Here is a 26903-nt window from a genome sequence, read left to right on the forward strand (position 1 = left end):
CCTCTTTAAGGGGCGAATTTCGGTCAAACACTTTGGCCAGATCAATCCCCTTTTGGCCGCTCCTGCCGTTCTCCGAAACCCCGCGCCCCGCAAGACTGTGATCCACCGAATCAGCCTGCGGAGAACAAGAAAATGCTGACGATCTACTCGGATGATCACCACCTGCACCACGGCCGTTGCGAACTGATCGACGGGCAACTCATGCCCTGCTTCGAAATGCCTTCCCGGGCCGACCACGTGCTGGACCGGGTGAAGTACCGCAACCTCGGCCCCGTCGAGGCGCCCAAGGATTTCGGCCTGGGGCCCATCGAGCGCGTCCACAGCCGCGCCTATCTGGAGTTCTTCAAGGGCGCCTGGGCGCGCTGGGCGGCCCAGGGTATCGACGGCGACCTGCTGCCCTACACCTGGCCGGCGCGCACCCTGCGCAGCGTGATCCCCACCAGCCTCCACGGCCAACTCGGCTACTACAGCTTCGACGGCGGCGCGCCGATCACCGCTGGCACCTGGCAGGCGGCCTATAGCGCAGCCCAGGTGGCCCTCACCGCCCAGGCGGTGATCCAGCGCGGCGCCCGCAGTGCCTTCGCCCTGTGCCGGCCGCCGGGACACCACGCCGCCGGCGACCTGATGGGTGGCTACTGCTACCTGAACAACGCCGCCATCGCCGCCCAGGCGTTCCTCGATCAGGGCCATAAGAAAGTCGCGATCCTCGACGTCGACTACCACCACGGCAACGGCACCCAGTCGATCTTCTACGAGCGCAGCGACGTGCTCTTCACCTCGATCCACGGCCACCCGGAAGCCGAGTTCCCGTTCTTCCTCGGCTATGCCGACGAATGCGGCGAAGGCCCCGGCGAAGGCTGCAACTTCAACTACCCGCTGGCCGCCGGCAGCGGCTGGGATGTGTGGAGCGCGGCCCTGGAGCAGGCTTGCAACGAGATCCAGCGCTATGACGCCGACATCATCGTGGTGTCCCTGGGCGTGGACACCTTCAAGGACGACCCCATCTCGCAATTCAAACTCGACAGCCCGGATTACCTGGCCATGGGCAAGCGCATCGCCGCCCTCGGCAAGCCGACGCTGTTCGTCATGGAAGGCGGTTACGCGGTGGCAGAAATCGGCATCAACGCCGTCAACGTTCTCGAAGGCTTTCAAAGCGCCCAGTGAGGATTCGCCCGATGAAAAGTTTGCAACGCCTTATCGTTCCGGCCCTGTGCGCCAGCCTGCTGGGCACCGCTGCCCACGCCGAAGAACGCACCCTGCGGGTGTACAACTGGTTCGACTACATCACCCCCAAGGCCCTGGAGGATTTCAAGGCCCAGAACAGCCAGGTGAAGCTGGTGTACGACATCTTCGACACCAACGAAGCCCTGGAGGCCAAGCTGCTCACCGGCAACTCCGGGTATGACGTGGTGGTGCCGTCCAACGTGTTCCTGGCCAAGCAGATCGAGGCCGGGGTGTTCCAGCCCCTGGACCGCAGCAAGCTGCCCAACTGGAACCACCTCGATCCCAAGCTGATGAAGCTGATCGAAGCCAACGACCCGGGCAACCAGTTCGCCGTGCCCTACATGTACGGCACCATCCTGATCGGCTTCAACCCGGCCAAGATCAAGGCCGCCCTGGGGGACCAGGCACCGTTGGACAGCTGGGACCTGATCTTCAAGGAAGAGAACATCAGCAAGCTCAAGCAGTGCGGCGTGGCCCTGCTGGATTCGCCTTCGGAAATCCTGCCCCTGGCCCTGCAGCACCTGGGCCTGGACCCCAACAGCAAGAAGCCGGCGGACTACGCCAAGGCTGAAGCGCTGCTGATGAAGATCCGCCCGTACATCACCTACTTCCACTCCTCCAAGTACATGGCCGACATCGCCAACGGCGACATCTGCGTGGCGGTGGGCTACTCGGGGAGCTTCTCCCAGGCCGCCAACCGCGCCAAGGAAGCCAAGAACGGCGTGACCGTGGACATGCGCCTGCCCAAGGAAGGCGCACCGATCTGGTTCGACATGCTGGCGATCCCCAAGGGCGCGAAGAACCAGGAAGATGCCTACACCTTCATCAACTACCTGCTGCAACCCCAGGTGATTGCCCCGGTCAGCGACTTTGTCGGTTATCCCAATCCGAACAAGGACGCTACCGAACTGGTGGACCCTTCGATCCGCAACAACCCCAACCTGTATCCGACAGAAGCAGCCATGAGCACCCTGTACACGCTGCAGCCGTTGCCCCGTGATGCGGAGCGGGCGCGGACCCGGGCCTGGACCAAGATCAAGTCCGGGACCTGATTCGTCAGCAGCACAGGGGCGGTGTGCGGGTTGCCGGCGGACGACGGTGGCGCGGTTGGCGATAGACCGCGGCGCCGGGTTCGCCGGCGAGCCGGCTCCTACAGCTGAGCCTTCAGCAGCCGCTGAGGCCTTGGGGGCTGCGCTCTTCGGCGAAGAACCAGGGCCGCAGGCGCACACCCACGCCGTTGCCGATAAAGGCCGCCACCAGCCATAGCCAGCCGTGCAGGCTGCCGGAGGCGATGCCGCTGAAGTAGGCGCCGATGTTGCAGCCATAGGCCAGGCGCGAGCCGTAGCCCAGCAGCAGGCCGCCAATCACCGCCGCCATCAGGGAGCGGGCCGGGATCTTCAGGTTCGGCGCAAAACGCCCCGCCAACCCCGCTGCCAGCAGCGCCCCCAGGACGATGCCGATGTCCATGACGCTGGTGATGTCCTGCCACACCGGGGCTGCCAGGGCCTTGGCATTCGCCGCACCCTGTCAGAACACCCAACTGCCCACGTCCACGCCCAGCCCGTTGGCAACCTTGGCGCCCCACAGGGCGAACGCCGAGGTAATGCCCCATGGGCGTCCGGCCAGGGCCAGGGTGGCAAAGTTCAGCAGGGCCAGGGCCACCGCGCCCCAGACCAGCGGCCAGGGGCCACGCAGCAGACGGCGCCAGCCCTGGTGCGCGCTGGCGACCGGGGCTTCGAGGTTGCCGTGACGGCGCTTTTCCAGGGTCAGGGTGAGCACCGCGATCAGGGCGAACAGGCTCAGGCTCAAGCCCAGCGCCGGGCCCACGCCGAAGCTCTGGACGATGGAGATCGGCGGCAGCGACGGCAGGGCGAACCACCAATCCACATGATGGGTGGCGAGCAACGAACCGCAGATGAAGAACCCCAGGGTCACCAGCATCCGCGCATTGCCGCCGCCAACGGTGAACAGCGTGCCCGAGGCGCAACCGCCGCCCAGCTGCATGCCGATGCCGAAGATGAAGGCGCCGAAAATCACCGACACCCCGGCCGGCGCCACCAGGCCCACCACCGGCTGGCCGAACAGGCTGCCCGCCCCCAGCGCCGGGAAGAACAGCAGCACCGCCAGGGCCAGCATGACCATCTGCGCCCGCAGGCCAGCGCCGCGCCGGTCGCGGATAAACACCCGCCAGGCCGAGGTGAAGCCGAAGGCCGCGTGGTAGAGGGTCAATCCCAGGGCCGCCCCCAACAGCAACAGCAGCACCTGCCGCGCGCCCACCTGGGCTTGCAGGAACAAGGCCCCGGCTACCAGGAGCAACAGGGCGAACAACGGGGCGCCGAACTTGCGTTCAGGCGCCATGGAAAGGGTCTGGCTCATGAGGAGTCTCGGGCAGGGGAAGGCCCGGGAGTATACCTGCTCAGACCCGCCAGGCCTGGCGCAAACGGCTCACGGCGGCGCGGATATCGGCCTCCGGCACCGCGGCAAACCCCAGCACCAGCCCGGCCCGCCGGTCTTCGGGCAAGGGCGTGTCCGGCAACCAGTAGCTGCTCAGGCCGTTGACTTCGACATCGACACTCGCGGCCTGGGCCAGCAACTCCTGCTCTCGCTGCAGGCTGTCGACCTTCAGCGTCAAGTGCAGCCCGGCAGCCACCGAGGGCAGCGGCCCTACCCCCTCGATCACCGTCGGCCAGGCCTCCAGCAAGGTATTGCGCCGGCTCAGGGCAGCCCTGCGCATGCGCCGGATATGCCGCTGGAAGTGCCCGGCGGCCATGAATTCGGCCATCACCGCCTGGGTACTGACTTCCGAATGCCGTACATCCACCGCCCGGCGCTGGGCAAAGGCCTGCACCAGGTTCGGCGGCAGCACCAGGTAGCCCAGGCGCAGCGCCGGAAAAGCCACCTTGCCGAAGGTGCCGACGTAGATCACCCGCCCCTGGCGGTCCAGGGCTGCCAGGGGCGCCAGCGGAGCGCCGCTGTAGCGGTACTCGCCGTCATAGTCGTCCTCGACGATCCAGCCCTGGCTGCGCTCGGCCCAGGCCAGCAATTCCAGGCGCCGGGCCAGGCTCATGATCACCCCGGTGGGGTACTGGTGGGACGGTGTGACATAGGCCAGGCGGCAGTTGTCCAGTTGCTCCAGCTGACGGCAGTCGATGCCCTCCTGATCCACCGCCACGCCCCGCAATCGCGCCCCGGCCACGGCGAAGGCATGGCCGGCGGCGCGGTAGCCGGGGTTTTCCACAGCCACGCTGTCGCCGGGCTCCACCAGCAGCTGTGCACAAAGGCTGATGCCCTGCTGCGCACCACAGGTGATCACAATTTGTTCAGCCGTGCAGTGCAGCCCCCGGGCGCTGCGCAGGTAGGCGGCAATCAGGCTGCGCAGGCGCGAATCGCCGGCCGAATCGCCGTAACACAGTTGACGCAGGTCCGGCCTGCGCCAGAAAGCCGCATTCAGCTTGGCCCACACCTCGAATGGAAACAGATCGAAAGCCGGCACGCCGACCCGAAAAGCCCGCGGTGGACCACTGGGCGGAGCACTCAAATGGTGCGTCTGCAGCCGCTGCACACCACTGCTGTGGATAACTTTACTGGATGTAACCCCAGGTAAATCCGTGCTTTTTGTGGATAAACCTGTGGGTAAGCCTGTTGAAAACCCTGTGGATACTTTTGTGGATAGTTTTTTCAGCGGCAACCGGGTTTCCGGCAGTTGAGCCACATAGGTGCCATCACCGACCCGGCTCTCGATAAACCCCTCGGCATACAGCTGGTCGTAGGCCCGCACCACGCTGTTGCGGGAAATCCCCAGGGCGGCGGCCAGGTCGCGAGTGGCCGGCAGGCGTGTGCCACTGGCCAGGCGACCGTCGAGCACCCGCAGGCGCAAGGCCTGGTACAGCTGGCGGCTGAGGCCCTGGCGACGATCCAGTTCGATACCGGCAGGGTTGAAAGACAGCGGAGGCAAGGCACTGTTCATCGGGGTACACCCAGGGCGATTGGACCCATGAAATAGATCATAGATGGCTCTTACAACGAACCATTAGCCTGCCTAGGATGCAGCCACTCGCCAAGGATTTTTTATATGTATCTGCCTCGCGCTTTCGTTGATGAAGACCTGCCCCGCCTGCACGGGGTGATCCAGCACAGCCGCCTGGCGACCCTGGTGACCTGGGGCGCCCTGGGTCTGCAGGCCAGCCATGTGCCGCTGTTGCTGGACCCGGCACAGGGGGCCAATGGCACCCTCTACGGGCATCTGGCCAAGGCCAATCCGCAATGTGCCGAACTGGCCAGTGGCGCCGAGGCACTGGTGATCTTCATGGGCGAGGACGCCTATGTCAGCCCCTCGTTCTATCCGAGCAAGGCCGAACACGGAAAAGTGGTACCGACCTGGAACTACGTGGCCGTGCACGCCTATGGCCAGCCCGAGGTATTCACTGATCCGCAGCGGCTGTTGCAGGTGGTAGAGGGCCTGACCGAACGCCACGAAAGCGGCCGCCGCCAGCCGTGGAAGGTAGCGGATGCCCCGGCCGACTACCTCGACGGTATGCTGCGGGCCATTGTCGGCTTTGCCCTGCCGATCCAGCGCCTGGAGGGCAAGCGCAAGCTCAGCCAGAACCGCAGCGCCGAGGATATCGCCGGGGTGCGCGAGGGCCTGACGGCCAGCACCGACCTGCGTGACCAACAACTCGCCCATCTGATGGGCTAGGTTTTCGTACAGAACAAAAAAGGAGCTTTCATGAGCCAGATCCAGATCCGCCCCGTTTCCGCTGTCGACCACGGCGCCTGGCTGCCCTTGTGGCAGGCCTACCTGCGCTTTTACCAAACCGAACTGCCGGACGCCGTGAGCCAAAGCACCTGGCAGCGCTTTCTCGATGCCGGCGAGCCGACCCACGCCGCCCTGGCCTGGGACGGCGAGCGCGCCGTGGGCCTGGTGCATTTCATCTACCACCGCTCCAACTGGAGCATCGAGAATTCCTGCTACCTGCAGGACCTGCTGGTGACCCCTGACCAGCGCGGTACTGGCGTGGGCCGCAAGCTGATCGAGTTCGTCTACGCCCAGGCCAAGCAGGACGGCTGCGCCAAGGTCCACTGGCTGACCCACGAAACCAATGCCACGGCCATCCAGCTGTATGAGCGCATTGCCGAGCGCCCGGGTTTCATCCAGTTCCGCAAACCCCTCTGAGTTGCCAAGGAGCCACTGCATGTCGATTTCACTCGCCGATTGGAAAGGCGCCCCCGCCCCTTCGGCCACCCTGCTTGAAGGGCGCTTCATCCGTTTGGAAAGGCTCGACCCGGCGCGCCATGGCGACGACTTGTTCCAGGCCCTGCAAGGCCCCGGCGCCGACCCGGTGCTGTGGAACTACCTGCCTTACGGTCCCTTCCCCGAGCGCCCGGCGTTCGATGCCTGGCTGAGCAATAACGCCGCGGCCAGCGATCCGTACTTCTTCAGCGTGATCGACCGCGCCAGCGGCCAGGTACAGGGCATTCTCAGTCTGATGTCGATCGTCCCGGCCCAGGGGCGCATCGAGATCGGCCACGTGACCTTCGGTGCGCCGATGCAACGTTCACCGAGAAGCACCGAGGCGGTTTACCTGCTGGCCAAGGAAGCCTTCGCCCTGGGTTATCGGCGCCTGGAATGGAAGTGCAACAACGCCAATGCCCGCTCGCGCTACGCCGCGGAACGTTTGGGTTTCAGCTTCGAGGGGGTGTTTCGCCAGCACATGGTGGCCAAGGGGCAGAACCGCGATACCGCGTGGTTCTCGATCCTCGATGGAGAGTGGCCGGCCATCGCCAAGGGCTTCGAACAATGGCTCAGCGATGAGAACCAGAGCGGCTCGGGGCAGCTCAAATCCCTGGCGGAGTGTCGCGGCTAAGCGGGGGTTTTGCCGGCAAGCCGGCTCCTACAGGCCTGTGTAGGAGCTGGCTTGCCAGCGAAGGGCTCAACCGAGCTTCTGCGCCAACAGCGCAATATGCTCCGGCCCGATGCCGCAGCAGCCGCCCACATGGCTGGCCCCGCGTCGTTGCCAATCCGCCACCCAGTGCAGATAACCCGGCGGGTCCAGGTCCTCTCGCAGCGGGCACAGGCCATCGTTGGCGGTGGCATCTTCGGGCTGCGGCGGGAAGGCGTTGGCGTACACGCCGATATGGATCTGCACCCCAAGACGCTCAAAGGTTTCACGGGCCGCATCCACCGCCGCACCAATCACTTCCGGCTGGCTGCAATTGAACAGCAGGGTCTGCACTCCCAACTGCGCCGCCACCGCCGCCGCTTCGGCCACCGGCTCGCCGGAACGCAGGCGCGGCACTTCATCGACGTCTTCATCCTTCAGGGTGAAGGACAGCCAGAACGGCTTGCCGTCCTTGGGCAGGCCGGCGTGGATGGCCCGCGCCTCGGCAATGGAGCTCTGGGTTTCCGCCAGCCACAGGTCGACATGGGGCGCCAGGCCCTTGATCAGCGGGCTCAACACATCCTTGACCCGCGCAGCATCGAACAGGTCCGGACGATAGGAGCCGAACAGCGGCGGCAACGAGCCTGCAACCCGCACCGGCTTGCCGGAAGCCTGCACCGCACGCCGCGCCAGCTCGCCAGCCAGGGAGGCCAGGGCCTGGCCCTCGGCAGCGAAGCGTTCTTCGCCGATATGGAACGGCACCACGGCATAGCTGTTGCTGGTGATCACGTTGGCACCGCTATCGATATAGGCCGCGTGTACCGCCTCCACCGCTCGCGGGTCTTCGCTCAATGCCAGGGCCGACCACTCGGGTTGCCGGAACGGCGCACCACGGCGCTGCAACTCGCGACCCATACCGCCATCCAGAATTACCGTGCTACCTGCGCCCATATGCTTTTCACTCATATGCTTATGAAAATAACTCACTACCGGAGCCGTTCTTATAACTATTAAATACGCACCATTCAGTTAATAACAACTCTTTTTCAGTCAGGATTCCGATGAATTTCAAACCGCTGCTGGCCCTCGGCCTGACCCTTCTCGCGGCCTCCTCCCAGGCCTTCGCCGGCGCCACCCTGGAGCGTATCGAGCAGAAAAAGGAACTGGTGGGGGTGCTGATGGAAAGCTACCCGCCCTTCTCTTTTCTCAATGAGCAGAACCAGCTGGATGGCTTCGATGTGGACGTGGCCAAGGCCGTGGCCGCCAAGCTGGGAGTCAAGCTGCGCCTGGAAACCCCGTCCTGGGACGTGATCGCCGCCGGCCGCTGGAGCGGGCGCTACGACATCTGCATCTGCTCCATGACCCCGAGCAAGGCCCGCGCCGAGGTCTTCGACTTCCCGGTGCAGTACTACGCCTCGCCGGCGGTGATCGTGGTCAACGCCAAGGATGAGCGGATCCACGGCGCCAAGGACCTGAGCGACAAGAAGGTCGGCCTGACTGCCGCCTCCAGCTACGAGGGCTACCTGAACAAGAACCTGGTGATCGAAGGCGCCGAAGACACCCAACTGCAATACCCCTTCGAGAATGTGCAGATCGCCCCCTACGACACCGACAACGTGGCCTTCCAGGACCTTGGCCTGGGCCCCGGCGTGCGTCTGGATGCGATCCTCACCAACCTGGTCACCGCGCAACCACGGCTGACCCAGGATTCGCGCTTCAAGCTGACGGGTGAAGCGCTGTACGCCGAGCCCAACTCGGTAGCCATCGAGAAAGGCGACGCCCAGTGGAACGCCAAGGTGCGTGAAGTCTTCGCCCAGCTGAAGCAGGACGGCACCCTGAGCCAGCTGTCGCAGAAATGGATCGGCGCCGACATCAGCCAATGACCGCCTACACCCCACCTCCCCGGCCGCCGCACGCGGTGGCCGAGCCACTGCTCAAGCGCCTGCTGGGCTTTCGCACCCGGCTGTACCTGACCTGGGCCACGCTGCTGGTGCTGTTCGCCAGTTTCTTCCTGAGCTTCGAGCTGAAGTTCTCGATCATCCTCGACAAGCTGCCGAACCTGCTGGGCCTGCACCTGTCCCCCAGCGGCTTTCTCCAGGGCGCGGCGCTGACCCTGTTCCTCTGCGCCTGCTCCATCGTCGCCTCGTCGCTGCTGGGCTTTGTCACCGCCCTGGCGCGCTTGTCTTCAAGCGCCGTGGCATTCGGCATCGCCAGCTTCTACGCCTCGTTCTTTCGCGGCACGCCGCTGCTGATCCAGATCCTGTTGATCTACCTCGGCCTGCCGCAACTGGGGGTGGTGCCGGGCGCTATCACCGCGGGGATCATCGCCCTGTCGCTGAACTACGGTGCCTACCTCAGCGAGATCTTCCGCGCCGGCATCCTCGGCGTGCCCCATGGCCAGCGCCAGGCGGCCCTGGCCCTGGGAATGAATGAACGGGTGATCTTCTGGCAGGTGACCTTGCCCCAGGCCATGCGCACCATCATTCCACCGGCCACCAACCAGTTCATCTCGATGCTCAAGGATTCGTCGCTGATCTCGGTGATGGGGGTCTGGGAGGTGATGTTCCTGGCCCAGTCCTATGGCCGCTCCAGCTACCGCTACATCGAGATGCTCAGCACCGCGGCGCTGATCTACTGGCTGCTGTCCATTGGCCTGGAACTGATCCAGGCACGCATGGAAAAGCATTACGGCAAGGGTTACGTGCAGCGCGGCTGAGGCTCAGGCAAGGGCTGAAGGCCCGGGGCCACCCGGGCTTCTTTCGGAGCGCTCAGGCTCATCGAACAGCGAACGGGCGCGGCTGGTTCGCTGCACTTTCACCACCCCCATCTGCAGGCCGAAAGGCTGGAACACCGCGTTCAATGACTTGAGGGTCGGGTTGCCGTCGCCGTGTTCGATATGGATCAGGGTGCGCAGGGAAATCCGGCACATTCGAGCAAACAGGTGCTGATGCAGCCCCGTGACCTCGGTCCGCAGGCGCTTGACCGCATCGCCAATGGGCAAGCGACCGGCCGCCATTTCCTGCTGGATGTTGTCGATCAGCGCACCGCGCTCTTCCACAGTCATGTTCATAGCAATCCCCACTCCTGCAGGCGTCGATCCAGGTGGCGCAGGTGAATGCGCGGATGATTCAGGGTGGCTTCGGGCAAGCCCCCGGCACTCAGCAGGTCTGGCAGGGCCCGCAGCTGTTCGGCATCGGCGCGCAGGCGCGTCAAGGCCAGCTCGGGATCGAGCAGCGGCTTGAGGCTGGCGCACACCATGCGCCAGTCGACTTCACCGGCCACTTCCATGCGACCGGGCCATTTGGTGGTGCGGGCAATCCCCTGGTCATCCATGACCTTGGGCGCCAGGTCATGGATCGGGGCCAGACGCACCCCCTCATCAGCGCGAACCACCGAAAGCGCACGGCCATGATTATCCGTGTTACCGAGGATTCTGTTGATCAGGTCGCGCCGCAGGTAGTCCGCCACCAGATCGGGGATCGACGCCTCCTGGCCCGTGGAACGCCACAGTTCGGCGAGTATCCCCAGCACCTCGGTATGGCGCATGCCTTGGCCATGGCCCACCAGCCCAGCCAGGGAATAGATCGACTCCACTGCCAGGCGCTCGACGCCTGCGGGCGTTAGCCGGCGGTCAAAACGCTGCCCCCACAGGCTCGGCCGGCGCCCCTCTTCCAGGGCCAGCCCGGGAGCCGGCAAGGTCTCGACACCCAACTGCTGCAGCGCCCGGTAGTAATGGAACTCGCTCCTGAGTATCTCGCAGTCATTGGCCGAAGCCGGGTTGCGCGGGAACTTCACCCACCAGTGACGCGCCGCCGAGGCGTCATCGAGCAGCGCATCGGGGTACAACAAGCCCTCGCGGTTTTCAGTCAGCAACAACTTGGGTGCTTCGTCGCCGATGCTCGCCGTGCCACCAAAAGCCGCCGCCTGCTCATGGGCGTATTCAACAAAGCGGTTATCAAGGCTGACCACCTGATCCCGGGTGAAGCCCAGGGCCGGACGCCTGCGCAGCCCTGCCAGGGACTCCTTGATCCGCAGATTGCCAATGGGCGCCGCGCTGCTGCGGGCCAGCAGGAACAACTCGCTGCCCAGGCCATCGGGCCGCTCATGGCCGATCTGCCGCAGCAAAAAGCCACTCGCCGCCTTGGTGGAGGCCAGGTCATACAGGAAGGCCGGGGCGCGGTCTTCTCGCCATGGCTCCCACCCCAGAGGTATCAGCGCACTGACCGAACGCGCCAGCGGGCTGGCGACCGCCTCCAGGTTGTCCACCAGGTACTGGTGCAGGTAACCAAAGCTGCAGGGGCTGGCGAAGCCCTCTTCGGGCCTGTCGAAATTCAAGGTCATGGCGTCAGTCCATGTCCCTGCGCAGTAGAGTTGCAAAGTCAGCCGAAGCACTTTTTTACCTGCTTTTTAATGCATTCAGAATCTTCTGCCTGGCAGAAAAATGCATTTTAACGCATGTTTACTGATTAAAACATGAATAAAGTGCACTAAAACACACTTCAACCCTGCCCTACCTAGCCCTGGCGCCAGGCAAAAAAAAGGGGAGCCGTAGCTCCCCCGAGGTAAACAGTTGCCGATGAGGGCCTGAACTCAGCCCTCGATCTCGATCAGGATTTCGCCCGGGTTGACTCGGTCGCCCTTGGCCACGTGGATCGCCACCACCTTGCCGGCAATCGCCGCCTGGACTTCGGTTTCCATCTTCATGGCTTCGGTGATCAGCACCGCCTGGCCGGCCTTGACCGTGTCGCCTTCCTTGACCAGCACATCAACGATGTTGCCCGGCATGGTGGTGCTGACGTGGCCCGGGGCGCTGGCTTGCTTGCGCTTGCTGCCACCGCCGCCGACGAACTCGTTGAGGGGCTCGAACACCACTTCTTCCGGCATGCCGTCGATGGACAGGTAGAAGTGCCGCTTGCCTTCGGCCTTGACCCCGACCCCGGTGATGTCGACGCGGTAGGTCTCGCCGTGCACGTCGATGACGAACTCGGTAGGCACGCCTTCGCCGCCAGCCTTGCTGACGCCACCGGCTTCGGGGATCGGCAGCAGCGCTTCCGGAACCAGAGTGCCGGCCTCACGCTCTTCGAGGAATTTGCGCCCGATGTCCGGGAACATGGCGTAGGTCAGCACGTCCTCTTCGGAATGGGCCAGGGTGCCGATTTCGCCGCGCAGCTTGGTCATTTCCGGCTTCAGCAGGTCGGCGGGACGTACGTCGATCACCTCCTCGCTGCCGATCGCCTGGCGCCGCAGGTTCTCGTCCACCTGGCCCGGCGCCTTGCCGTAGCCACCTTGCAGGTAGAGCTTCACCTCGTTGGTGATGGTCTTGTAGCGCTCGCCGGCCAGGACGTTGAAGAACGCCTGGGTGCCGACGATCTGCGAGGTCGGAGTCACCAGGGGCGGGTAGCCCAGGTCATGACGCACCCGCGGGATCTCGGCCAGCACTTCGCCCATGCGGTTCAGCGCGCCCTGCTCTTTCAGCTGGTTGGCCAGGTTGGAAATCATCCCGCCCGGCACCTGGTTGACCTGCACCCGGGTATCGACCGCGGTGAATTCGCTTTCGAACTGGTGGTACTTCTTGCGTACGGCGTAGAAGTACAGGCCGATCTCCTGCAGCAGCTCCAGGTCCAGGCCGGTGTCGAACTCGCTGCCTTTAAGGGCCGCAACCATGGACTCGGTGCCCGGGTGGCTGGTGCCCCAGGCGAAGCTGGAGATGGCGGTGTCGATGTGGTCGGCGCCGTTCTCGATGGCCTTGAGCTGGCACATCGCGGCCAGGCCGGCGGTGTCATGGGAGTGGATGAACACCGGCAACGACAGCTCGGCCTTCAACGCCTTGACCAGTTCGCCGGTGGCATAAGGGGTCAGCAGGCCGGCCATGTCCTTGATCGCGATCGAGTCGCAACCCATGGCTTCCATCTGCTTGGCCTGGGCCACGAAGGCCTCGATGGTGTGCACCGGGCTGGTGGTGTAGGCGATGGTGCCCTGGGCGTGTTTGCCGGCGGCCTTCACCGCTTCGATGGCGACCCGCAGGTTACGCACGTCGTTCATCGCGTCGAAGATGCGGAACACGTCGATGCCGTTGACCGCCGCCTTGGCCACGAAGGCCCGGACCACATCGTCGCTGTAGTGGCGGTAGCCCAGCAGGTTCTGGCCGCGCAGGAGCATTTGCAGGCGGGTGTTGGGCAGCGCGGCGCGTAGTTTGCGCAGGCGCTCCCAGGGGTCTTCCTTGAGGAAGCGTACGCAGGCGTCGAAGGTCGCGCCGCCCCAGACTTCCAGGGACCAGTAGCCGACTTTGTCGAGCTTGTCGCAGATCGGCAGCATGTCCTCGGTGCGCATGCGGGTCGCCAGCAGCGATTGGTGGGCGTCGCGCAGGATGGTGTCGGTAACGAAGATTTTCTTAGTCATTGGTATCTCCTCATAGCGGCAAGCTCCAAGCTACAAGCTGCGAGTAAAAGCCGATCCGCTTCTACTTGCCGCTGGCCGCTGACAGCTTGCGGCTGCATTCAAAGGCCTGCGTGGGCGGCGATGGCGGCGGCGATGGCCAGGGCCAGCTCTTCGGGTTTGCGCTTGATCGAGTAGTTGGTCAGTTCCGGGTGGCTCTCAACAAAGCTGGTGTTGAACTGACCGCTGCGGAATTCCGGGTTGCGCAGGATTTCCTGGTAGTAGGCGGCGGTGGTCTTGACCCCTTGCAGACGCATGTCGTCCAGGGCACGCAGGCCACGGTCCATCGCCTCTTCCCAGGTCAGGGCCCAGACCACCAGCTTCAGGCACATGGAGTCGTAGAACGGCGGAATGGTGTAGCCGGTGTAGATCGCCGTGTCGGTACGCACGCCGGGACCGCCGGGGGCGTAGTAACGGGTGATCTTGCCGAAGCTGGGGAGGAAGTTGTTCTTCGGGTCTTCTGCATTGATCCGAAACTGCAGGGCAAAGCCACGGTGGTGGATGTCTTCCTGCTTGACCGAGAGCGGCAGGCCGGAGGCGATGCGGATCTGCTCGCGGACGATGTCGATGCCGGTGATTTCCTCGGTGATGGTGTGTTCCACCTGCACCCGGGTGTTCATTTCCATGAAGTACACCTCGCCCTCGGCGAGCAGGAACTCCACGGTGCCGGCGTTCTCGTAGCCCACGGCCTTGGCCGCGCGCACCGACAGGTCGCCGATGTAGGCGCGCTGTTCGGGGGTCAGTTGCGGGCTCGGGGCGATTTCGATGAGCTTCTGGTTGCGGCGCTGGATCGAGCAGTCGCGCTCGAACAGGTGCACCACGTTGCCAAAGCTGTCACCGAGGATCTGCGCTTCGATGTGCTTGGGATTGACAATGCACTTTTCCAGGAACACTTCCGCCGAACCGAAGGCCTTGGTGGCCTCGGATATCACTCGGGGAAAGGCTTGTTCGAGTTCTTCACGGCTGTTGCAGCGGCGAATGCCGCGGCCGCCACCGCCGGAGGTGGCCTTGAGCATCACCGGGTAGCCGATGCGGTCGCCTTCGGTCAGGGCTTCGTGGATATCCGCGACGTTGCCTTCGGTGCCCGGGGTCACCGGCACGCCGGCCTTGATCATGCTGCGGCGGGCTTCGGTCTTGTCGCCCATGCGCCGGATCACTTCCGCCGATGGGCCAATGAACTTGATCCCGCGTTCGGCGCAGATGTCCGCCAGCTCGGCGTTTTCCGAAAGAAAACCGTAGCCGGGATGCAAGGCATCACAGCCGGTCTCCACCGCCAGGTTCACCAGTTTGCGCGGGTTCAGGTAGCCGGCCAGGGGCTCGGCACCAATGCTGTGGGCCTCATCCGCACGCTTCACATGCAAGGCATGGCGATCGGCGTCGGAGAAGATCGCCACCGAACGGATGCCCATCTCGGCGCAGGCACGCACGATTCGTACGGCAATCTCACCACGGTTGGCAATCAGGATCTTTTTTATCACTTGGAGGTTCCCTTGAGCCGTTGAAACAAACGACCCGCTAGACCGAGTCGGCGCGTGACCAAATGTTTCAAGTCAGTCGCCGCGTCACACTAGCTCTGAAGAGGGATTAACAAAAATCAATAATTATTGGGTCGGACATAAGTAAAGACTTATAGTCATGCCACCAGCCCTTGGCACGAGCACTCTGAAGATGCGTAAGTCCTTGATGAGACTGACATTACGTCAGTTGCAGATTTTCAATGAAGTCTGCGATCTACGCTCCTACAGCCGCGCCGCCGAGGAAATGTCCCTGTCCCAGCCCGCCGTCAGCCTGCAGATTCGCCAGCTGGAGGAGCTGATCGGCCAGCCGCTGTTCGATTACGTCGGCAAGAAGCTCTACATGACCGAAGCCGCCGAAGCCCTGCAACGGGCCAGCCGGGACATCTTCGGGCGCCTGGAGAACCTCGACATGCAGCTCTCCGACATGCAGGGCTCGCTGCAGGGCCAGCTCAAGCTGGCGGTGGAGTCCAGCGCCAAGTACTTCGTGCCGCACCTGTTCGCCGCCTTCAAGCGCCAGCACCCGGAAGTCCACCTGCAACTGACGGTGGTCAACCGCGCCCAGGTGATCCGCCGCCTTTCGGACAACCGCGACGACCTGGTGATCATGTCCATGGTGCCGCCGGACATGGAGCTGGAGTTCCTGCCGTTTCTCAACAACCCGATCGTCGCCGTGGCCCCGCCGGATCATCCCTTGAGCCACATGGGGCCGCTGCGCCTGCAAGACCTGGAACCCTACACCCTGGTGCTGCGGGAGTCGGGCTCCGGCACCCGCCTGGCCTGCGAGGAGTACTTCAAGGAAAAGCGCGTGCACTTCACCCAGGTGCTTGAAGTGTCGTCGGCGGAAGCTCAGCGAGAGTGCGTGCGAGCGGGTCTGGGCGTGGCCTTGCTGACGCGCCACGCCCTGAACCTTGAGTTGGCGACCGGCGGCCTGATCGAGTTGCCGGTCGAAGAGCTGCCCTTGCTGCGCAGCTGGTGCCTGGTGCAGGCCAAAGCCAAACGCCTGTCACCGGTAGCGCACGCGTTCCTGGGATTCATCCGCAGCGAACGGGTGCAGATCAGCGGGTTGGTTGAACGCTTCGACGGGAAGCCGCTGGGGCTGCCTGCCAGTAATTGACGGCTTCAAGTTCCGGATAGTCATCGATGTCCTGTTGCAACTGACGCAGCTCGAAGCGATGTTCGATGGCACGGCGAAATTCCATGCGACGCTGGTCTTCCTGCTGACGACGGGTCTTGACTGCGCTGTTGCTGTCTTCGTAAGGGCGGGCCATTTCGAGTCTCCCAATGCGAGTACGGAAGCCTCACGATGGACGCCTGGGATGACGATTTGGCGGCGGCTCGGTTACAGGGACATGAAAGTTGCCCAAAGGCAGCACTGAGCGGCGATGCCCAGTCAGCTCAAGCATCTGCCTGGGGGATGAGGGAGCCTGCTCGCGCTCGGTCGCCCAGCCTTCGCCACCCTCCACCCATCACGACCAGCAACCCGGCTGATCAATCGTCCAGGGCTTTCACCGACTTGGGCGACAGGCGCAGGCTGCGAAGGCTGCGCTTGACGCTCTTGAGGTGGTTCACCAGGCTCGGACCGCGGGCCATGGCCACGCCCATGGCCAGCACGTCGATCACCACCAGATGGGCGATCCGCGAGGTCAGCGGGGTGTAGATCTCGGTGTCTTCGTGCACGTCGATGGCCAGATTGACCGTCGACAGCTCGGCCAACGGCGTCTGGCTCGGGCACAGGGTGATCAGCGAGGCGCCGCTTTCACGCACCAGGTTGGCGGTGATCAGCAGGTCCTTGGAGCGCCCGGACTGGGAAATGCAGATCGCCACGTCCGAGGGCTTCAGGGTGACCGCCGACATCGCCTGCATGTGCGGGTCGGAATAGGCCGCGGCGGTCAGCAGCAGGCGGAAGAACTTGTGCTGGGCATCCGCGGCCACCGCGCCCGAGGCACCAAAACCGTAGAACTCCACGCGCTGGGCCTGGGACATGAGGGTCACGGCCCGTTGCAACTCCACCGGATCGAGCTTTTCGCGAACCTCCATCAGGGTGTGCAGGGTGGTATCGAAAATCTTCAGGCTGTAGTCGGCGACCGAGTCGTCTTCATGGATCGCGAACTGGCCGAAACTGGCTCCCGCCGCCAGGCTCTGGGCCAGCTTGAGCTTCAGGTCCTGGAAACCGGAACAGCCGATGGCCCGGCAGAAGCGCACGATGGTCGGCTCGCTGATGCCCACGCTGTGGGCCAGGTCCGCCATGGAACTGTGCATCACGGCCGCAGGATCAAGGAGCACGTGATCGGCGACCTTGAGCTCCGATTTGCGTAACAGATGACGTGACTGGGCGATGTGCTGCAACAGGTTCAAAGGGCTGGACTCATTGTTATTGGCTGACGCCGGGGATGTAGCGAGCTTGTAGTTATACTACAGGAATCGGCTTTTTGCCCGTTCAATGCATCAAGAAGATAACGGCCCGCCCCCCATTTTCAGCCGGGTACGACTTATGTAGCCGTTGTGGCAGGCAGCGCCGGCACCTACCGGGTCTGGGCCTGCAACAGGGCGGCGAGCTCCTCGGCGGCCACCGGACGGCTGATCAGGTAGCCCTGCACCTCATCACAGTGCTCGGCCCGCAGGAAGCTCAGTTGGGCCGGGTCCTCGACCCCCTCGGCCACCACTTTCAGCGACAGGCCGTGGGCCATGGCAATGATCGCCCGGGTGATGGCCGCATCCTCGCCACCATCGGCCAGCCCGCGTATGAAGGCCTGGTCGATCTTCACGTAGTCCACCGGGATGCGCTTGAGGTAGCTCAGGGACGAGTAGCCCGTGCCGAAGTCGTCGATGGCCAGCTTGACCCCCAGGCGGCGCAGTTGCTGGAAGGTCGTGATGATGTGCTCGACGCTGTCCAGCAACTGGCTTTCGGTCAGCTCCAGTTCGAGGAAGTGCGGCTCCAGGCCGGTTTCTTCCAGCACCTGGCGCACCAGGCTCACCAGCTTGCCCTGGCGCAGTTGGTAGACCGACAGGTTGACCGACACACGAATCGGTTCCAGGCCCTGGCGCTGCCATTCGCAGGCTTGCCGACAGGCCTGGCGCAGCACGAACTCGCCGATCGGGCCGATCAGCCCGGTCTCTTCTGCAAGGCCGATGAAATCCCCCGGTGGCACCCGCCCCAGGGTCGGGTGTTCCCAGCGCACCAGGGCCTCGGCGGCATTCAGCCGACCGCTGGCCAGGCACAGTTTGGGCTGGTAGAAGACCATCAACTGGTCTTCCTCGATGGCCTTGCGCAACTGGTTCTCCAACTGCAGGCGCTCCAGGGTGCTGGCCTGCAGGCTCTCGGTATAGAACTGGAAGTTGTTGCCACCCAGGTGCTTGGCGTGGGCCATGGCCATGTTCGCCTGGCTGACCAGCGCGGCGATTTCCCGAGCGTTGTCCGGCAGCATGCTGATGCCCATGGACGCACTGACCACCAGCTCATGGCCGTCAACGGTGATCGGCAGGCGCAACTTGCTCAGCAGCCGGGTGGCGACCCGGGTCAGGCTCGACAGGTTGCCATAGGCGTCGAACAGCACCGCGAACTCATCCCCGGACAGGCGCGCCAGGGTGTCGGCTTCCGGCAAGGCGTTGACCAGACGCCGGGCCATCTTCTGCAACAGCTGGTCGGCCACTTCATGGCCGAGGCTGTCGTTGAGCAGCTTGAAGCGATCCAGGTTGATGTGCAGCAGCGCCAGGCTGCGCCCGCCCTGGCGTACCCGCTGATGGGCTTCACGCAGGCGCTCGCGAAACAGCGAGCGGTTGGCCAGCCCGGTGAGTTCGTCGTAGTGAGTGAGGTAGCGCATGCGCTCCTCGGATTCGCGGCGGGCCGAAAGATCGGCGAAGAAGCCCACGATATGGCGGATTTTCCCCCGTTTGTCCCGCACCACATTCAGTTGCAGCCATTGCGGATAGAGCTCGCCGTTCTTGCGCGTCTCCACCAGTTCCCCCTGCCAACTGCCGTGCTGTTCCAGGGCCTGGTGAATCAGCGGGTAGTGGCGACGGGCATCGCGGCTGCAGGACAGCTCCACCACATTGCGCCCGAGCATGTCCTCGATCTGGTACCCGGTGACCTGGCTGAAGGCCTGGTTGGCGGCGATCAGGGCGTAGTCGGGGTCGAGGATGACAATGCCCTCGCTGGCCGCCTCGAACACCGTCGCCGCCAGGTTGCGCTGCACCTCAAGCTCCTTGTCGGCGCTGATGTCGCGCCGCGTGCCGACCATGCGCAGGACTCGCCCACTGGGGCTGCGCTCCACCGCCCGGCCGCGATCCTCGATCCATACCCAGTGGCCGTCACCGTGGCGCACCCGGTATTCCACCTGGTAATCGTCGCGCCGCCCCTTGAGGTGCTCCACCAGCGCCCGCTTGAGCACGGGCAGGTCCTCGGGGTGCAGGCGCGGCTTGAGGTGGCTGAGCATCGCGGTCACGCCCTCTGGCTCCAGGCCGAACAGCTCCCGCAGGTGCGTATGGTGGATTTCGTCGCTCTGCAGGTTCCAGTCCCACAACCCCAGCTCGCTGGCATTCAGAGCCAGGGCCAGGCGCGCTTCGCTCTTGCTCAGGGCCTGGTTGGCCGCGTCCAGTTCCAGGCTGCGTTGGGCCACCCGCAACTCCAGCCCGGCCTGGGCCTCGCGCAATTGCTCTTCGGCTCGCCGGCGCTGCTCGACTTCTCGGGCCAGCTCGCGATTGAGTTGCTCGCTGCGGCCCTGAGCGTTCTGCAGATGTTCTATCAATGCCTGGTTCTGAAAACGCCGCAGCAGGCCGCGCTGGATCAGGCGATTGACCTGCCAGGCCACCACACTCAGGGACACCAGGAGAATCAGCCCCAGCCAGCCCCAGCCACGCTGCTGCTCGTCACCGCCCCAGAACAGGTAGCCGATGGCCGGCAGCAGGCAAGGCAGGGTGAACGACAAGAAAGCCTGCAGGTTGACCGCATAGGCCACGCTGGCAGACAGAATGGCCGCGCCGATCAGGCCGAACACCCAGGCCTGCTGGACAAAACTGTCGGTGGGTACCAGAGCAATGCCGGCGCAGGCCAGGGTCAGGCCGCTGACCGCCGAGCCGAGGAGGAACATCCGCTGCCAGATCGGCTGCGCCTGCCGGCTGGGGATCGCCGAATCGAAGGCCGCGACCTGGATCACCCGCAAGGCCACCAGGGCCAGCAGCCAGACCATCCATACACTGAGCAACAGATAGCGCGTCGGATTCCACAGGAGCCAGGCACACACCAGGCCGTTGAGCAGCATGAACAGGGTGGGCAGCAACGAGCCCTGATACAGCAGGCGTGTACGCTCCACCGCCATCTCGACGGCGTAGCGTTGGCGAATGACCCGGGGCGCCACAAAGGGCCCGGACAGGTCTGGGTCAAGTGTCATAGGCAGTGTTCTTATAATGGTTGAGCCTGAAACGTCGCCGGAGCATACACAAGCAAAGGCCCGAGCCAAACTGCCCCAGGTCATAAAATCGATAAAACAAATCCCGGCGTATTCCGTCATGAAAGTGTGCGGGCGAGAGACGCCAATGGCTGCGACCTGTGACCAACCGGTCGTCCCCGACCGTTGTTTTATCGGCTAATGCAATGCCGGGTTTGCCCGGGGTGGCGCGGCCCCCTAGAATGCCCCGATGCGCGATGATCTCTCCCTCCTGTTGAACTCCCTCAACGATGCCCAACGCCAGGCCGTAGCCGCCTCCGTGGGTCGTCAGTTGGTCCTGGCCGGTGCTGGCTCCGGCAAAACCCGTGTGCTGGTGCACCGCATCGCCTGGTTGATCCAGGTCGAGAACGCCTCGCCCCACTCGATCCTGTCGGTGACTTTCACCAACAAGGCGGCGGCCGAAATGCGCCACCGCATCGAGCAATTGCTGGGGATCAACCCGGCGGGCATGTGGGTCGGCACCTTCCACGGCCTGGCCCACCGCCTGCTGCGGGCGCACTGGCAAGAGGCCGGCCTGAGCCAGACCTTCCAGATCCTCGACAGCGACGACCAGCAACGGCTGGTCAAGCGAGTGATCCGCGAGCTGGGGCTGGACGAGCAGCGCTGGCCGGCCCGCCAGGCCCAGTGGTTCATCAACGGCCAGAAAGACGAAGGCCTGCGCCCGCAGCACATCCAGGCCAGCGGCGACCTGTTCCTGGCCACCATGCGCGGCATCTATGAGGCCTACGAGGCCGCCTGCCAGCGTGCCGGGGTCATCGACTTCTCCGAACTGCTGCTGCGCGCCCTGGACCTGTGGCGCGACCACCCGGGCCTGCTGGCGCACTACCAGAAGCGTTTCCGCCATGTGCTGGTGGACGAGTTCCAGGACACCAACGCCGTGCAATACGCCTGGCTGCGGCTGCTGGCCAAGGGCGGCGAGAGCCTGATGGTGGTGGGCGACGACGACCAGTCGATCTACGGCTGGCGCGGGGCGAAGATCGAGAACATCCATCAGTATTCCGAAGACTTCCCGGACACCGAAGTGATCCGCCTGGAGCAGAACTACCGCTCCACCGCCGGCATCCTCAAGGCTGCCAACGCCCTGATCGCCAACAACACCGGGCGCCTGGGCAAGGAGTTGTGGACCGACGGCGGCGATGGCGAAGCCATCAACCTGTACGCCGCCTTCAACGAGCACGATGAAGCACGCTACGTGGTGGAAACCATCGAAAGCGCGCTGAAGACGGGCCTGGCCCGCAGCGACATCGCCATTCTCTATCGCTCCAACGCCCAGTCCCGGGTGCTGGAAGAGGCCCTGCTGCGCGAGCGCATTCCGTACCGCATCTATGGCGGCCAGCGCTTCTTCGAACGGGCCGAGATCAAGAACGCCATGGCCTACCTGCGCCTGCTGGAAGGCCGCGGCAACGACGCAGCCCTGGAGCGGGTGATCAACGTGCCGGCCCGGGGCATCGGCGAGAAGACCGTCGAGGCCATCCGCGAGCACGCGCGCCACAGCGATGTGTCGATGTGGGAAGCCATGCGCCAGCTGGTGGCCAACAAAGGCCTGACCGGCCGTGCCGCCGGCGCCCTCGGGGCCTTTATCGAGCTGATCGAGAACCTCGCGGCCAAGACCCTGGACATGCCCCTGCACCTGATGACCCAGACGGTGATCGAGCAATCCGGGCTGATTGCCTACCACGAAGCGGAAAAAGGCGAAAAAGGCCAGGCACGGGTAGAAAACCTCGAGGAGCTGGTCAGCGCTGCGCGCAACTTCGAGAGCACCGAGGAAGACCAGGACCTGACGCCCCTGGCGGCTTTCCTCGGCCACGCGTCCCTGGAAGCCGGCGATACCCAGGCCGAAGAGCATGAAGACGGCATCCAGCTGATGACCCTGCACAGTGCCAAGGGCCTGGAATTCCCCTATGTGTTCCTGGTGGGCATGGAAGAAGGCCTGTTTCCCCACAAGATGAGCCTGGAAGAACCCGGCCGCCTTGAGGAAGAACGGCGCCTGGCCTATGTCGGCATTACCCGGGCGATGCAGAACCTGGTGATGACCTACGCGGAAACACGTCGCCTGTACGGCAGCGAAACCTACAACAAGGTGTCGCGCTTCGTCCGCGAGGTGCCCAAGGGCCTGATCCAGGAAGTACGCCTGTCCAACAGCGTCAGCCGGCCTTTTGGGGGCGGCCAGTCACAAAGCACCAGCAGCCTGTTCGGCGGCAGCGAGATCCCCGACACCGGCCTGAGCCTGGGCCAGGCCGTGCGGCACTCGGTGTTCGGCGACGGGGTGATCCTCAACTTCGAAGGCGCCGGTGCCCAGGCCCGGGTGCAAGTGAACTTCAGTGAGGGCAGCAAGTGGCTGATGCTCGGCTACGCCAAGCTGGAAGCCATCTAAACCTGATTGTTGCGGGGCTGGCGCACCGGCGATGGCGATCCCCAATACGCCTTCGCCGGCCAGCCGGCAGGCACAGCACCTATATAAGGATGCGCGAACATGGGCTCGGGATTTTTTTCCTCATGGACATTCTGGGCCCTGCTCTCGGCCACTTTCGCCGCTTTGACGGCGATCTTCGCGAAAGTCGGCATTGAAAACGTCAATTCCGACTTCGCCACCCTGCTGCGCACCGTGGTGGTACTGGTCAGCCTGGCCTTGATTTTGTACGCCACGGGCCAATATCAGTCCCTGGGATCGATTTCTGCCAGAAGCTACCTGTTCCTGCTGCTGTCCGGGCTGGCCACGGGCGCTTCCTGGCTGTGCTACTTCCGCGCCTTGAAACTCGGCCCCGCCTCGCTGGTGGCGCCGGTGGACAAACTCAGCGTGGTACTGGTCGCGATCATCGGCGTGGTGCTGCTGGGCGAGAAGCTCGACCTGCGGCAATGGAGTGGAATCGGCCTGATCACCGCGGGCGTGGTGCTGCTGGCACTGCGGCGCTGAATGACACCGGGATTGAACGCAACACCTCTGGACGGACAAAAGCCACAACGGCGAGCATGACGCCGGGCAGAGCTGAACCGAGCCTGTCAGGCAAAAGCCCGAAACATTATGCCGCTCGCCACTGACACTTCACCTGTGCAATATGGCGCGCGTGCCATCCACAAATGGGAACCCCCTTTATGAAACGTTTTCTTAGCATCGCCATGGCGCTGTGCATCGGTTTGACGATGAGCCTCGATGCCAACGCCAAGCGCTTTGGCGGCGGCAAAAGTGCCGGTGCTGCCCCGACTCACCAGACTCGCCAGGCGGCGCCGACCGCCCCGGGTGCTCCCGCCGCTGCAGCCACCGCTGGCGCAGCCGGTGCCGCGGGCGCTGCGGCCAAGGCCGGTGGTGCATCGCGCTGGCTCGGCCCTCTGGCCGGCATCGCCGCCGGTGGCCTGCTGGCGTCCATGTTCATGGGCGGTGGCTTCCAGGGCATGCAGATCTTCGACATCCTGATCATGGCGGTCATTGCCTTCGTGATCTTCCGTTTCATTGCCGCACGTCGCCGCAAGCAGCAGGAGCAATATGCTCCGGCGGGCCACGCGCCGATGCAGCGTGAAGCCTTCGAACCTCAGCAGCCTGCGGGTGGCTCGATCTTCGGCGGCTCGGCCGCTCCGGTCGCCCGCCCGGTGATCAACGCACCGGCCTGGTTCAACGAGGAGCGTTTCATTGAAGCGGCGCGCAACCACTTCCAGTCCCTGCAGCAACACTGGGACGCCAACGAAATGGACAAGATCGCCGAGTTCGTGACCCCGCAACTGCTGCAGTTCCTGAAGCAGGAACGTGCCGACCTGGGCGACGGCTTCCAGTCGACCTACATCGACAACCTGCAAGTGCAGCTTGAAGGCGTGGATGACCGTGCCGACAAGACCATCGCCACCCTGACCTTCAGCGGTGTATCGAAGACTTCGCGCTTCGACCAGGGCGAAGTGTTCAGCGAAAGCTGGAACATGGAACGTGCCCAGGGCGACAACCAGCCATGGCTGGTGGCAGGTATCCGCCAGAACGGCTGATTCATTCTGCTGTCACAGCTGTAATGCAAAACCCCGACTCAGGTCGGGGTTTTGCATTTCACGATTGCACTTATAGCGAGCTACTGTATAAACCGCCGTCACATAACCGCGCCATAGAGCTAAGAGGACCCAGGCCGTGGAAGAAGTCATCGAACAACTCCGAGAAGCCAACGAACCGGTACCCGTCCCCCTGGAACTCCCGGACGAAGACCAACTGGTGGAAATTGAAGAACAGCTGTTCATCAACATCCCGTTCGTCTTCAAGGAGTTCCTGTTGACGGTCAGCGATGTGGTTTACGGCAGCCTCGAACCTGTAACCGTCACCGACCCACAATCCCACACCTACCTGCCGGAAGTGGCCGCTACCGCCTGGGACATGGGCGTGCCTCGCGAGCTGATCCCGATCTGCCAGGACGGCGACGACTACTACTGCGTCGAGGAAGACGGCACCGTGGTGCTGTGGTCCGGCGAAGAAGAGCTGATCACCGAGGAATCCTGGGAATCGGTGTGGCACTGGGCGCGGGACGTCTGGCTGGAAAGCTGAGACCTGCGCCGCCCAGCGTTGGCCTGCAGCGCTTGAAACAACTCGCCAGCCCCCCTGCTGGCGAGTGGCAGGGTCAATGCCCGCCGTTGTCCTTGCTGTGGTCCAAGGTTTCGATCAGCGCCACCTGCATCCGCGTGTGTACGCGGATGAACCAGCGCCACAGCACCGCGGCCACCGCCGCCGCCACCACCGCGATCAGCATCAGCAACTCCAGGGTTGGCAGGATGCTCGACGAGAGCGCCGCCAGCAGCAGGAAAATCACCAGCAACGACAGGATCGGGATCACCTCGGCGATGACCCGGCGCACTCGCTGGGTATGGCGCCCGGCCATTTCCGCCTTGACCCCCATCTCCGCCAGCAACATCGACAGGGCCTTGAGCTTGCGATAGGCGGCGATCAGGAACGGCAGGGAAACCAGCAGCGCCCCACCCCAGATCAACGCCTTTTGCCAGCTGGGATCACTCACCCAGTCCTGTAGATAGGCACCAATGCGCTTGGCGAAATAGCCGCCGGAAAAGAACACCGCCACCACCAGCGCCAGATTCACCCCCACCTGCAGCAGGATCTTGCGAATCATCGAGGCCAGCAATGCCCCCTCACCCTGGGGCTGGATGCTGCGCAGCCACTCACCGTACATGCCCAGCACCCGGCTGACACGCTGGGGCATGATCCCCGCCAGCTTCAGCGAGAGCGGATCGGCGGCCCGGATCAGGTACGGCGTGAGCAGGGTGGTCATGGCCGACACCGCCACTGCCACCGGGTACAGGAAGTCGCTGGTGACCTGTAGGGTCATGCCCAGGGCAGCGATGATGAAGGAAAACTCGCCGATCTGTGACAGGCCCATGCCCACTCGCAAGGAAGTACGTCCGTCGTTGCCGGCGATAAAGGCCCCCATGCCGCAGGACAGCATCTTGCCGAGCACCACCGCCACCGTGATCACCGCGATCGGCCAGGCGTATTGCAGGAGGATCTGTGGGTCGATCATCAGGCCGATGGCGACGAAGAAGATGGCACTGAACAGGTCGCGAACCGGCTCGATCAGCCGCTCGATCTTCAGCAGCTGGCGGGACTCGGCCATGATCGCACCGATCAGGAAGGCCCCCAGGACCATGCTGTACTCCAGCTTGACCACCAGCAGGCAGAAGCCGAAACACAGCCCCAGCACGGTGATCAGCAGCATCTCGTTGCTCTCGAACTTCGCCACGTAGGCCAGCAGGCGCGGTACCAGCAGGATGCCGATCACCAGTGCCACGATCATGAACAGCGAGAGCTTGCCGACGGTGGAGAACACCTCGCCGGAGCTCACGGTGCCGCTGACCGCGATGCTCGAGAGCAAGGCGATGATGCCGATACCCAGAATGTCCTCAACAATGAGCACGCCGAAGATCAGCTGGGCGAAGCGCTCGTTCTTCATCTTCAGGTCGTTGAGGGCCTTGACGATGATGGTGGTGGAGGAAATGGCCAGGATCGCCCCGAGGAACAGCGAATCCATGGTGTTCCAGTCGAACCAGCGGCCGATCTCGTAGCCGATCCAGATCATCAGTACGATTTCCAGGAAGGCCGCGATAAACGCCGTGGCCCCCACCTTGAACAGCTTGCGCAGGCTGAACTCCAGCCCCAGGCAGAACATCAGGAAGATCACCCCCAGCTCGGCCAGGGTCTTGATGGTCTGCTCGTCATGGATCAGGCCGAAAGGCGGGGTGTGCGGGCCAATGATGAAGCCGGCGACTATGTAGCCCAGCACCACCGGCTGCTTGAATCGATGAAAGAGAATGGTCACCACGCCTGCGACCAACATGATCACTGCCAGGTCCTGAATGAAGCTGATGGCATGCATGGCCGGTGCTCTCCTTGAATGATGGGCGGCGCAGATCGCCTCAAAAGAAAATTC

21 protein-coding genes and 2 pseudogenes are annotated in these 26903 nt (G+C 63.9%); 12 read left to right on the top strand and 11 right to left on the bottom strand.

Features of this window, described 5'->3' with window-relative positions; genetic code table 11:
• Window positions 1-132 precede the first annotated feature (132 nt).
• Complete coding sequence (locus tag U873_RS0128750; RefSeq protein WP_025131530.1) at window positions 133-1164, top strand: histone deacetylase family protein; 1032 nt, start codon at window positions 133-135, stop codon at window positions 1162-1164.
• A gap of 11 nt (window positions 1165-1175) precedes the next feature.
• Window positions 1176-2276, top strand: a complete 1101-nt coding sequence (locus U873_RS0128755) for a polyamine ABC transporter substrate-binding protein (protein WP_025131531.1) — start codon at window positions 1176-1178, stop codon at window positions 2274-2276.
• Between the two features lie 112 nt (window positions 2277-2388).
• Here U873_RS0128755 and U873_RS34575 read toward each other — a convergent pair.
• Both U873_RS34575 and U873_RS0128765 read right to left on the bottom strand, forming a co-directional pair.
• Window positions 2389-3600, bottom strand: a pseudogene (locus tag U873_RS34575) (YeeE/YedE family protein).
• Window positions 3601-3640: 40 nt separating this feature from the next.
• A complete protein-coding gene (locus tag U873_RS0128765; protein ID WP_025131532.1) occupies window positions 3641-5191 on the bottom strand; it encodes a PLP-dependent aminotransferase family protein in 1551 nt (516 codons plus the stop codon).
• A gap of 105 nt (window positions 5192-5296) precedes the next feature.
• Between U873_RS0128765 and U873_RS0128770 the strand changes: the two genes are divergently transcribed.
• Genes U873_RS0128770 through U873_RS0128780 form a run of 3 tightly spaced genes read left to right on the top strand, consistent with a single transcriptional unit; the run spans window position 5297 to window position 7088 of the window.
• Window positions 5297-5920: an FMN-binding negative transcriptional regulator gene (locus U873_RS0128770; RefSeq protein ID WP_025131533.1), complete on the top strand. Its 624-nt coding sequence runs from the start codon at window positions 5297-5299 to the stop codon at window positions 5918-5920.
• A gap of 30 nt (window positions 5921-5950) precedes the next feature.
• On the top strand, window positions 5951-6397 hold the full coding sequence (locus tag U873_RS0128775; protein ID WP_025131534.1) for a GNAT family N-acetyltransferase: 447 nt from the start codon (window positions 5951-5953) through the stop codon (window positions 6395-6397).
• 19 nt (window positions 6398-6416) lie between these two features.
• Window positions 6417-7088, top strand: a complete 672-nt coding sequence (locus tag U873_RS0128780) for a GNAT family N-acetyltransferase (RefSeq protein ID WP_025131535.1) — start codon at window positions 6417-6419, stop codon at window positions 7086-7088.
• A gap of 66 nt (window positions 7089-7154) precedes the next feature.
• Here the strand turns inward: U873_RS0128780 and U873_RS0128785 are convergent, their stop codons facing one another.
• Complete coding sequence (locus U873_RS0128785; protein WP_025131536.1) at window positions 7155-8054, bottom strand: homocysteine S-methyltransferase family protein; 900 nt, start codon at window positions 8052-8054, stop codon at window positions 7155-7157.
• Between the two features lie 110 nt (window positions 8055-8164).
• Here U873_RS0128785 and U873_RS0128790 point away from each other — a divergent pair, with 110 nt between their 5' ends.
• Window positions 8165-8986, top strand: coding sequence for an ABC transporter substrate-binding protein (locus U873_RS0128790; RefSeq protein WP_025131537.1), 822 nt, complete (start codon window positions 8165-8167; stop codon window positions 8984-8986).
• The gene (locus U873_RS0128795) at window positions 8983-9819 is read left to right on the top strand and encodes an amino acid ABC transporter permease (RefSeq protein WP_025131538.1); all 837 of its coding nucleotides are present in this window, start codon (window positions 8983-8985) and stop codon (window positions 9817-9819) included. The genes U873_RS0128790 and U873_RS0128795 overlap by 4 nt, the downstream gene beginning before the upstream one ends.
• A gap of 87 nt (window positions 9820-9906) precedes the next feature.
• Here U873_RS0128795 and U873_RS0128800 read toward each other — a convergent pair.
• The 4 genes and pseudogenes from U873_RS0128800 to U873_RS0128815 form a co-directional block, all read right to left on the bottom strand.
• Window positions 9907-10173 (bottom strand): annotated as a pseudogene (locus U873_RS0128800) (helix-turn-helix domain-containing protein); the annotation flags it as partial.
• Complete coding sequence (locus U873_RS0128805; protein ID WP_025131540.1) at window positions 10170-11444, bottom strand: HipA domain-containing protein; 1275 nt, start codon at window positions 11442-11444, stop codon at window positions 10170-10172. The pseudogene U873_RS0128800 and the gene U873_RS0128805, both read right to left, overlap by 4 nt.
• Before the next feature lie 249 nt (window positions 11445-11693).
• Window positions 11694-13502: a sodium-extruding oxaloacetate decarboxylase subunit alpha gene (oadA, locus tag U873_RS0128810; protein ID WP_025131541.1), complete on the bottom strand. Its 1809-nt coding sequence runs from the start codon at window positions 13500-13502 to the stop codon at window positions 11694-11696.
• Window positions 13503-13600: 98 nt separating this feature from the next.
• A complete protein-coding gene (locus tag U873_RS0128815) occupies window positions 13601-15016 on the bottom strand; it encodes an acetyl-CoA carboxylase biotin carboxylase subunit (RefSeq protein WP_025131542.1) in 1416 nt (471 codons plus the stop codon).
• A 190-nt stretch (window positions 15017-15206) separates the two neighbouring features.
• Here U873_RS0128815 and U873_RS0128820 point away from each other — a divergent pair, with 190 nt between their 5' ends.
• Entirely contained in the window at window positions 15207-16169 is a 963-nt protein-coding gene (locus U873_RS0128820; RefSeq protein WP_025131543.1) for a LysR family transcriptional regulator, read from the top strand.
• On the opposite strand, the gene U873_RS35525 is transcribed toward U873_RS0128820, so the two are convergent.
• The 3 genes from U873_RS35525 to U873_RS0128835 all read right to left on the bottom strand — a co-directional run bounded on the left by U873_RS35525 (window position 16111) and on the right by U873_RS0128835 (window position 20442).
• The gene (locus tag U873_RS35525) at window positions 16111-16323 is read right to left on the bottom strand and encodes a PA3496 family putative envelope integrity protein (RefSeq protein ID WP_081818725.1); all 213 of its coding nucleotides are present in this window, start codon (window positions 16321-16323) and stop codon (window positions 16111-16113) included. The two genes, U873_RS0128820 and U873_RS35525, sit on opposite strands and share 59 nt — an antisense overlap.
• 220 nt (window positions 16324-16543) lie before the next feature.
• On the bottom strand, window positions 16544-17410 hold the full coding sequence (hexR, locus tag U873_RS0128830; protein WP_025131545.1) for a transcriptional regulator HexR: 867 nt from the start codon (window positions 17408-17410) through the stop codon (window positions 16544-16546).
• 167 nt (window positions 17411-17577) lie between these two features.
• Window positions 17578-20442, bottom strand: a complete 2865-nt coding sequence (locus U873_RS0128835; protein WP_025131546.1) for a bifunctional diguanylate cyclase/phosphodiesterase — start codon at window positions 20440-20442, stop codon at window positions 17578-17580.
• A 247-nt stretch (window positions 20443-20689) separates the two neighbouring features.
• Between U873_RS0128835 and uvrD the strand changes: the two genes are divergently transcribed.
• The 4 genes from uvrD (at window position 20690) to U873_RS0128855 (ending at window position 25012) form a co-directional block, all read left to right on the top strand.
• Window positions 20690-22873 carry a DNA helicase II gene (uvrD, locus tag U873_RS0128840; protein ID WP_025131547.1) on the top strand — a complete coding sequence of 728 codons (2184 nt, stop codon included), beginning with the start codon at window positions 20690-20692 and terminating at the stop codon, window positions 22871-22873.
• 99 nt (window positions 22874-22972) lie between these two features.
• Window positions 22973-23413 (top strand): EamA family transporter, encoded by a 441-nt coding sequence (locus U873_RS0128845; RefSeq protein ID WP_025131548.1) that lies wholly within the window; start codon window positions 22973-22975, stop codon window positions 23411-23413.
• A 179-nt stretch (window positions 23414-23592) separates the two neighbouring features.
• Window positions 23593-24468: a Tim44 domain-containing protein gene (locus U873_RS0128850; protein WP_025131549.1), complete on the top strand. Its 876-nt coding sequence runs from the start codon at window positions 23593-23595 to the stop codon at window positions 24466-24468.
• Window positions 24469-24604: 136 nt separating this feature from the next.
• The gene (locus tag U873_RS0128855; RefSeq protein ID WP_011064330.1) at window positions 24605-25012 is read left to right on the top strand and encodes an SMI1/KNR4 family protein; all 408 of its coding nucleotides are present in this window, start codon (window positions 24605-24607) and stop codon (window positions 25010-25012) included.
• A gap of 73 nt (window positions 25013-25085) precedes the next feature.
• Here U873_RS0128855 and U873_RS0128860 read toward each other — a convergent pair whose 3' ends face one another.
• A complete protein-coding gene (locus U873_RS0128860) occupies window positions 25086-26849 on the bottom strand; it encodes a cation:proton antiporter (RefSeq protein WP_025131550.1) in 1764 nt (587 codons plus the stop codon).
• Window positions 26850-26903 lie beyond the last annotated feature (54 nt).

This window comes from Pseudomonas sp. PH1b (assembly GCF_000633395.1).
In the GTDB taxonomy this organism is placed as follows: domain Bacteria; phylum Pseudomonadota; class Gammaproteobacteria; order Pseudomonadales; family Pseudomonadaceae; genus Aquipseudomonas.